9 protein-coding genes are annotated in these 7,940 nt (G+C 68.0%); 3 read left to right on the forward strand and 6 right to left on the reverse strand.

Annotated elements, in window-relative coordinates; translation table 11 throughout:
* The first annotated feature begins 352 nt into the window (after positions 1-352).
* Positions 353-679, forward strand: a complete 327-nt coding sequence (locus ABIC70_RS28160) for a hypothetical protein (RefSeq protein ID WP_354442392.1) — start codon at positions 353-355, stop codon at positions 677-679.
* A gap of 357 nt (positions 680-1,036) precedes the next feature.
* Here the strand turns inward: ABIC70_RS28160 and argC are convergent, their stop codons facing one another.
* From argC to ABIC70_RS28185, 5 genes are all read right to left on the reverse strand, one after another.
* Positions 1,037-1,987 (reverse strand): N-acetyl-gamma-glutamyl-phosphate reductase, encoded by a 951-nt coding sequence (gene argC / locus ABIC70_RS28165; protein ID WP_274928989.1) that lies wholly within the window; start codon positions 1,985-1,987, stop codon positions 1,037-1,039.
* Positions 1,988-2,156: 169 nt separating this feature from the next.
* Positions 2,157-2,642, reverse strand: coding sequence for a 30S ribosomal protein S9 (gene rpsI / locus ABIC70_RS28170; RefSeq protein ID WP_043356850.1), 486 nt, complete (start codon positions 2,640-2,642; stop codon positions 2,157-2,159).
* Positions 2,643-2,644: 2 nt separating this feature from the next.
* Entirely contained in the window at positions 2,645-3,106 is a 462-nt protein-coding gene (gene rplM, locus ABIC70_RS28175; RefSeq protein ID WP_043356851.1) for a 50S ribosomal protein L13, read from the reverse strand.
* Between the two features lie 570 nt (positions 3,107-3,676).
* Positions 3,677-4,291: a CoA-binding protein gene (locus ABIC70_RS28180; protein ID WP_051976370.1), complete on the reverse strand. Its 615-nt coding sequence runs from the start codon at positions 4,289-4,291 to the stop codon at positions 3,677-3,679.
* A gap of 56 nt (positions 4,292-4,347) precedes the next feature.
* A complete protein-coding gene (locus ABIC70_RS28185; protein ID WP_043389510.1) occupies positions 4,348-5,646 on the reverse strand; it encodes a nucleotide sugar dehydrogenase in 1,299 nt (432 codons plus the stop codon).
* A 479-nt stretch (positions 5,647-6,125) separates the two neighbouring features.
* Between ABIC70_RS28185 and ABIC70_RS28190 the strand changes: the two genes are divergently transcribed.
* Complete coding sequence (locus ABIC70_RS28190; protein ID WP_354442396.1) at positions 6,126-6,260, forward strand: hypothetical protein; 135 nt, start codon at positions 6,126-6,128, stop codon at positions 6,258-6,260.
* A gap of 169 nt (positions 6,261-6,429) precedes the next feature.
* A complete protein-coding gene (locus ABIC70_RS28195; protein ID WP_354442398.1) occupies positions 6,430-6,735 on the forward strand; it encodes a hypothetical protein in 306 nt (101 codons plus the stop codon).
* 306 nt (positions 6,736-7,041) lie between these two features.
* On the opposite strand, the gene ABIC70_RS28200 is transcribed toward ABIC70_RS28195, so the two are convergent.
* Positions 7,042-7,407 (reverse strand): c-type cytochrome, encoded by a 366-nt coding sequence (locus ABIC70_RS28200; RefSeq protein ID WP_354442400.1) that lies wholly within the window; start codon positions 7,405-7,407, stop codon positions 7,042-7,044.
* Positions 7,408-7,940: the final 533 nt, after the last annotated feature.

The following is a 7,940-nucleotide window of genomic DNA, read 5'->3' on the forward strand; positions in this document are numbered from 1 at the left end:
ACTGCCCGCTCGCGAACCTCAGGGGAAAAGGGTGGGGTATGCTTCGTCATGGCTCCAGTCTCTCAAGAGTTGGAGCCTCCGAAAATCCCGGCGCGGTTCAGTTGTCGCCGCGTCACAGGTCTCACTTGAGTCGAATTATCATTAGTGATTCCAACTCTCGCGTGAAGCTACCAAAGCGCACGTCGAAGAGCGCTATGCGAAGCCGCGCAGTCGCTCTCGCGAGGCCGGTGTGGCACACGGGCGGGTCAACTAGCCTCAGAGGCTTCCGGATCGCAGGCACGTGCGTGCATCACGTCAATCTGGGTGGTTCACCCGGAGATTTGCTGCTGATCGCTCGAGCCGAGCGGATCTGATGAAAAGTGGCCCTTGGATATGGGAAGAAATGGTTGATGTGGAAAATCTAATGATTGATCACCTGGAATTGGAAGGATTGTACGAGTTGTGGGCAGCTTTATTAGAAGAACGGCGAATGATTGTCGCATCGGTGAAGTCGTTGCGCGACACACGTCGGCGGAAGGGTAGCTTCGTCGTCGGTGACGGGGCCGCTTCCGGCCCTCGCTTCATGGCCCTACAACAGCAAATCGACTGTGTTGAGAGCGTGATCGCGCGGCTGACAAAGGACGCGACGGGGGAGTTTCCTCCTACACTGCGCGCAGCGGATGAACGTATCTTTGGATAAGGTTCCGGCTTGGGCCACACAAGGTCGGCCTCCAACCTGCTATGATCGTACCGGCGCACCGGATCCGCCGGCACGTTCAAGTGCCTGAACGGGGATGCAACAGTTCGGGTGAACGCGCTGACCGAAGCGGGGCACTCTGAGGGCGCGCCGATCAAGCCGTGCTCCCCGCGCAGGGCGAATCCGATCCGTTTACGCGCATGCCGGTGTGGCACGACACGTCGATGAAAAGCATCTCGATGTTTTTTGCGCGGTCCCAGGCGGCGGTAAGGCGATCTGATCGGGCCGAAGACAGGGCGGTCCGAGTGCGCGTAGTTGCCTCCTCGCACTCAGACGAGCGATCGAACCGACGCGCCGGTTTCAGCCGTCGAGCCCGAGCATCAGCCCGAGATTCTGCACGGCCGCCCCGGAGGCGCCCTTGCCGAGATTGTCGAGCCGCGCCACCAGCACCGCCTGCCCGTGCTCGGACGAGCCGAACACCCGCAGCTCCAGCCGGTCGGTGTCGTTGAGGTCCTCCGGCTCGATCTTCTCGCGGTGCGCGCCGGTGGCGGCGCCCGGCACGACCTGCACCAGCGGCTGACCGGCGTACCAGTCGCGCAGGGCGGCCTCCAGGTCGGCGGCCGCCGGCCGGCCCGGCAGCGCGTCGAGATGGAGCGGCACGCTCACCAGCATGCCCTGCCGGAAGTTGCCCACGGCCGGCACGAAGATCGGCCGGCGGGTCAGCCCGCTGTAGCGCTGCAGCTCCGGCAGGTGCTTGTGGGCGAAGCCGAGGCCGTAGAGCTGGAACGGCGGCGCCGTGCCCTGCGCGTAGGCTTCGATCATGCTCTTGCCGCCGCCGCTGTAGCCGCTGACCGCGTTGATGCTGATCGGGTGATCGGCCGGGATCAGGCCGCCTTCCACGAGCGGGCGCAGGAGCGCGACGCCGCCGGTCGGGTAGCAGCCGGGATTGGCCACCCGCCGGGCGCGGGCCACCGCGGCTCCCTGCTCCCGGGTCAGCTCGGGGAAGCCGTAGGTCCAGCCCTCCGCGACCCGATGGGCGGTGCTGGCGTCGAGGACGCGCGGACCGCCACCGGGCAGGCTGTCGGCGAGCGCCACGGTCTCCTTGGCGGCCTCGTCCGGCAGGCAGAGCACCACGAGATCGACCTCGGCGAGGAGCGCCCGCTTGGCTTCCGGATCCTTGCGGTGCTCCGGCGCGATGCTGCGCAGGGCGACCCGCCCGTCGCGCTCCAGGCGCTCGCGGATGCCGAGGCCGGTGGTGCCGGCCTCGCCGTCGATGAACACGGTGGGCTTCTGTACGCCGTCGCCAGCCATCGTCCGTCTCGCTCTCTCCGAAAGGCAGTGCCGCCCGAGTCGGCCATCGCGGCCGGGAAACTGGTGAGCGCGGTGCGGCAGCCTGTCAACGGCCGCGCCGCGACCCCGAAACGCGAAAGGGCGGCTCCCGCAGGAACCGCCCTCTCCGTGACACCGGTGTGACCGGATATCAGCGCTTGGAGAACTGGAAGCTGCGGCGGGCCTTCTTGCGGCCGTACTTCTTACGCTCGACCACGCGGGCGTCGCGGGTGAGGAAGCCTTCGCGCTTCAGCGGGGCACGCAGCTCCGGCTCGTAGTAGGTCAGGGCCTTCGACAGGCCGTGGCGCACCGCGCCGGCCTGACCGGAGAGGCCGCCGCCCGCCACCGTGACGGTGATGTCGTACTGGTCGACGCGACCGGCGATCTCCAGCGGCTGGCGCAGGATCATGCGCAGCACCGGACGGGCGAAGTAGGTCTCCACCGGGCGCTTGTTGACCGTGACCGTGCCGTTGCCGGGCTTGATCCAGACGCGGGCGACCGCGTCCTTACGCTTGCCGGTGGCATAGGCCCGGCCCTGGGCGTCCAGCTTCTGGACGTGGATGGGCGCTTCGTTGGCCGGATCGACCGCGCCGGTGTTCGACCGGTTGAGGTCGGCGAGGGACTGCAGGGTCGCCATGATCAAGCGCTCACGTTCTTGCGGTTGAGGGCGCCGACGTCGAGCGCCTGCGGCTGCTGGGCCTCATGCGGGTGCTCGGAGCCCTTGTAGACGCGGAGGTTGCCGAGGATCTGACGGAAGAGCGGGCCGCGGGGCAGCATGCGCTCGACGGCCTTCTCCACCACGCGCTCGGGGAAGCGCCCCTCGAGGATGAACTTGGCCGTGCGCTCCTTGATCCCGCCCGGATAGCCGGTGTGGTAGTAGTAGCGCTTCTGGACGTACTTGCGGCCGGTGAACTTCACCTTGTCCGCGTTGACGACGATGACATGGTCGCCGCAATCGACGTGGGGCGTGTAGGCGGCCTTGTGCTTGCCGCGCAGGCGCATCGCCACGATCGACGCGAGGCGGCCGACGACGAGGCCCTCCGCGTCGATCACGATCCACTTCTTGTCGACCTCGGCGGGCTTCAGCGAGGTGGTCTTCATAGCCAAATCCCAGGGGTTCCGACGGACCAGGGCCCCGACGCGTCGGGATCCGAGAACATCGGGGTGCCGAAAAACGAGCCGCCGCGTGGGGCACACGCGGCGGCGGTGGCCAGTGCATAGACGGGCCCGGATGCCGGGTCAACAGCGAAATCGGAAATCGCGAAAAGGCGAGCAATCAGAGAGGTTTGGCGGTTAAGGTATCAGAATACCACATCATGGCGGGCACGGGGCCGCAGAGGGCCGGCTCGGCTCTTCCCGTCACCGCCGCATCGTGAGGGGCCGCAGAGCGGCGGAGGCCTCCTTCAAGGCTCGCTGCGCTCACGCCTCTGAATCAGGGTGTGGGATCAGGTTCGTCCGGACGAGGCTCGCCTGTCCGAGCCGTGATGGTGCGCTCGACCGCGAAGCGTCGTGTCCCTCACCCCGACCCTCTCCCGAACGGGAGAGGGAGGATGGCGCGGATGTCTCGAACGGAATCGCCTTCCTTCCAGACCGTTGCAACGCGATCGGACGCGGCGCTGCGAATGGGGCGCTGGCCACGGGGCGCTGTCTCGGACCGTATGAGGATCGGATTCAGTCGCCCCGCCGGCTCCGCTCCGCGATGGTGAGCTTCTGGACGCCCTTGGCCGCCAGCACCGGTTTCCGGGCGCTGAGGATCCGGGAATTCACGCCGGTCCAGCCGATCTCGCCCGAGAGCCGGCCGTACTCGATCTTGGGGCAGCGGTTCATGATCACCGTGAGGCCGCGCGCCTCGGCCCGGGCGGCGGCCGCGTCGTCGCGCACGCCGAGCTGCATCCAGATCACCTTCGGCGGCGGGCTGAGCGCCAGCGCCTCGTCGACCAGCGGCCCGGCGGCGGCGGAATTGCGGAAGATCTCGACCATGTCGATCGGCTGGTCGCCCAGGCTGGCCTGGACCTCGGCCAGGGAGGCCGCCACCCGGCGCCCGAGCAGGTCCTGGCCGGCGAGGCCGGGATTGACCGGCGTCACCGCGTAGCCGCGGTCGAGCAGGTATTTCAGCACGATCCAGCTCGGGCGCGCCGGGTTCGCCGAGGCCCCGACCAGCGCGATCGTGCGCGTGGTGTTCAGGAGGGCGCGGATCTGCGCGTCGGGGTAGCGGGCGTGGCGCTCCGCGAGCGCCGCCATGTCGCCGGGCGCGGGCTGCCGGTGATCGTGGCCGGTCTCGTCCATGGCATGTCCCCTCGTCGTCCGGATGATCGCAATGCTTGCCGGCGGCCCGGCAATGGTCACAGCCGCCAGACCTCGTAGCCCAGCCGTGCGAACGCCGCGCGCTCGTACAGCGCCTTCACGTCCACGATCAGGCCGCCGGGCTTCACCCGGGCGGCGATCGCCTCCGGCCCGAGCCGGGCATAATCCCGGTGCGGGACCGCGATCACGGCCGCGTCCGCGTCGGCGGGCAGGTCGGCCCAGTCGACGAGGGTGATGCCATACTCGGCCCGGGCCTCCGCCGATCCGGCGCGGGGATCGTGGACCGACACGGCGCAGCCGAATTCCTCCAGCTCCCGCACGAGGTCGGCGACCTTCGAGTTGCGCAGGTCCGCGCAGTTCTCCTTGAAGGTCAGGCCGAGGACGATGACCCGCGCCCGCCCGGCATGGCCGCCGCGCCGGACGATCCGCTTCACCGTGCTGCGCGCCACGTGGGCGGCCATGCTGTCGTTGATCCGGCGCCCCGCCAGGATCACCTGGGGATGATGGCCGATCATCGCGGCCTTGTGGGTGAGGTAGTACGGGTCCACGCCGATGCAGTGGCCGCCGACCAGCCCGGGGCGGAACGGCAGGAAGTTCCACTTGGTCCCCGCCGCCGCGAGGACCTCCTGCGTGTCGAGGTCGAGCTTGTCGAAGATCAGCGACAGCTCGTTCATGAGCGCGATGTTCAGGTCGCGCTGGGTGTTCTCGATGACCTTGGCGGCCTCGGCCACCCGGATGGACGAGGCGGCGTGGAGGCCCGCCTCGATGATCGACCCGTAGAGGGCCTTCAGCCGCTCCAGCGTCGCGGGCGTATCGCCGGCGACGATCTTCACCACCTTGGCGAGGCTGTGCTCCCGGTCGCCCGGATTGATCCGCTCCGGCGAGTAGCCGACGAAGAAATCCGTCTTCCAGCGCAGGCCGGAGGATTGCTCGAGGACGGGGATGCAGACCTCTTCGGTGGCGCCGGGATAGACGGTGGATTCGAACACCACGGTCGCGCCCGGCCGCATGTGCCGCCCGACGAGGTCCGAGGCCCGGATCAGCAGGGTGAAATCGGGGCTCTGGGCCGCGTCCACCGGGGTCGGGACCGTGACGATGATCACGTCCGCCGCGCTCAGGGCGGCCGGGTCGTCGGTGATCGCGAGGTGCCCGGCCGCCCGGAACGCCGCCGCGTCGATCTCTCCCGCCGGGTCGTGTCCGGCCCGGTAGGCCGCCACCTTGTCGGCGGCGCGCTCGTAGCCGATCGTGATCCGCGCCCGGCCGAACGCCAGGGCGAGCGGGAGCCCGACATAGCCCAGGCCGACGATCGCCACGCTGTCTGCCGAGCTGTCCGCCACGCCGGATCCCTCTGCGGGCTCGGAAGGCGCCGATGACGGTCCGGCCGCCGGGCGCGTATAGGGGCGGCCCGGGCCCGCGTCGACTCGCATCGGCCCGCGCGGCGCGCCTCCCCGGATCGCTGACGGGGTGAGCACGGGGCGAGACAATGGGAGGTGAGGATGCATGATCTCCGCTGGACCGAGGGGCCGGTCCACTGCACCGACCTCGTCGACGGGACCTGCAAGGTCTTCGGCTATGTCGTCCCCTGCGCCGCGGGCACGCGCGGCTACGTCGTCCAGTCCGGGACGGAATGGCCGCCTTCGCCGATCACCCCGCGGCCGCGGCGGCCCGCGCCTGGGTCGGGGCCGCGGTGTCCGCGGGCGCCTTCCGGCCCGTCCGCATCCTCCAGGATGACGATGGACCGGCCTCGTGATCGCCCGGTGCGGTTCGGGAACTCGCCAGGTTCGCTCGGCCTTGTGGCGTGGAGTGTAGGCGCCCGATGGCCGAAATCTGCATCACGGAAGACCAGAACGGAAGATGGACCGTCTACACCGCCGGACTGGTGGTGACAGACCTGACGCGCGAGGCCATCGAGGCCTTCGCGGCTAGCTACCGCCGCGTCACGGCCGGTTGAGCAACGCGCCTTTCGCGGCCCGCGGGGCGATCCAGTCGTCCGGCCCGCGGCTCTGGTCAGTCCGTCTCCCGCTCCGAGCGAGGCCGGCGTCGCCATCGCCAGCGCGTTAGGGCTCTGAGACACGATGGAGACTCGCCCTACCCAGTAGCAGGTCGTGAGAGCGTTCATAATGCGCCTGTTCATGCTCGCCGCCGCCCTTATGGCGCTGCCCGCCCCCACCTCGTCGCGGTGCCGCTGTACGTGCATGCGGGGCGAGATGAAGGCGATCTGCTCGAAGACCGACCGCACGGTCCCGATCTGCCGGGGGCTCTGCGAGACCACGATCCGGCAGGAGCGGGTGATCGTTCCACTGGCTGGCGGCCGTCAGGCCTTCGAGCCGGCCCAGACGACGAACCCCTGCCCCGGTGGCCTCACGACGCAAGATCTCAACCTGGACACCAATCCGAACGGCACCGTGCTCGGCACCCCGAGCTAGCTCTTTGGCAGCATCGGGTCGAGCCTGTCCTCCGGCAGCGGCCGCTGAGCCACGAAAAAGCCCCGCGCGGCGGGTGCCGGCGGGGCTGAAGGTTGAGGACGCCCGGTGCGTTACGCCGAGCGACTGCGCCTAGAGTAACATCATCCTGCGCAATGTGAAGATCTCGCGAAAGGAAACCAATACTATTTTTGCGTTGAGCCCTGAGGCAAGCGCAAAAGTGCCCGCCCGGCCGGGCCGGGCGGGGTTGATCGCGGCGGGCGCGCGACGAGAGACCGCGCGCGTTCTTGCGTCCCAGATCTGTCAGAATTAGGACTGGGTCTTCAGGTAGGCGATGAGGTCGTTGATCTTCTTGTCGTCGGCGATGCCCTGGAAGATCATCTTGTTGCCGGGCACCTTCGTCTTCGGGTTCTTTAGCCACTCGTGCAAGTTGGCCTCGTCCCAGGTGATGCCAGAGTTCTTCAGAGCGGCGGAGTAGTTGTAGCCCTCGTAGGTGCCCGCCCTGCGGCCGACGACGCCCTTCAGGTCGGGACCCACGCCGTTCTTCTGGAAGTTGTGGCACGCCTTGCAGGGGGCGAACGCCTTCTCGCCGGCGGCGGCGTCGCCGGCCTCCTGGGCCTGTGCCGCGAGAGGCATGACTGCGGCAAGGACGACGCCGATTGCAAGAATACGCATGTATAAACCTCAATCCAGGATATAAGCTTCGCGGTTCTGACAGAAAAAACGCGCGACGCAAGCGAAAAAATCCGAGCATGATCTCAGATTATATTGATCTCAACATCGCGTCATTTCGCGCGGTCGCGGGCCGTCGCCAGCGCGTAGCTCCTCACGTCCGCGGAGGGGGACGTGGCTGGCGAACCTGAGAACTCTTCCAAGCTTGGCATGTCGGGATGTTGACGCGCGCTGAGGCGGGATAATCCGTCCTGGGCCGTAAAATCTGTCTCGCCCTGAAGGTCGAGGACGGTGCGCATGAGAAGGGGCGCGCCGCAGCGAGTGTTGTCTAGTGCAGTGACACAGACGGAGGATTGACGTGCACGATGAGACGTGTGAGTCTGGGCCATGGCTCAAACGGTCTGTGCGCTTCTCGATGCGAGAGACGCGGCACGGCTGGTTGTGAATCGCGCCGGGATTTTCGGAGGCTCCAACTCTTGAGAGACTGGAGCCATGACGAAGCATACCCCACCCTTTTCCCCTGAGGTTCGCGAGCG

Origin of the sequence: Methylobacterium sp. 1973 (assembly GCF_040545035.1) — a bacterium.
Lineage (GTDB): Bacteria > Pseudomonadota > Alphaproteobacteria > Rhizobiales > Beijerinckiaceae > Methylobacterium > Methylobacterium fujisawaense.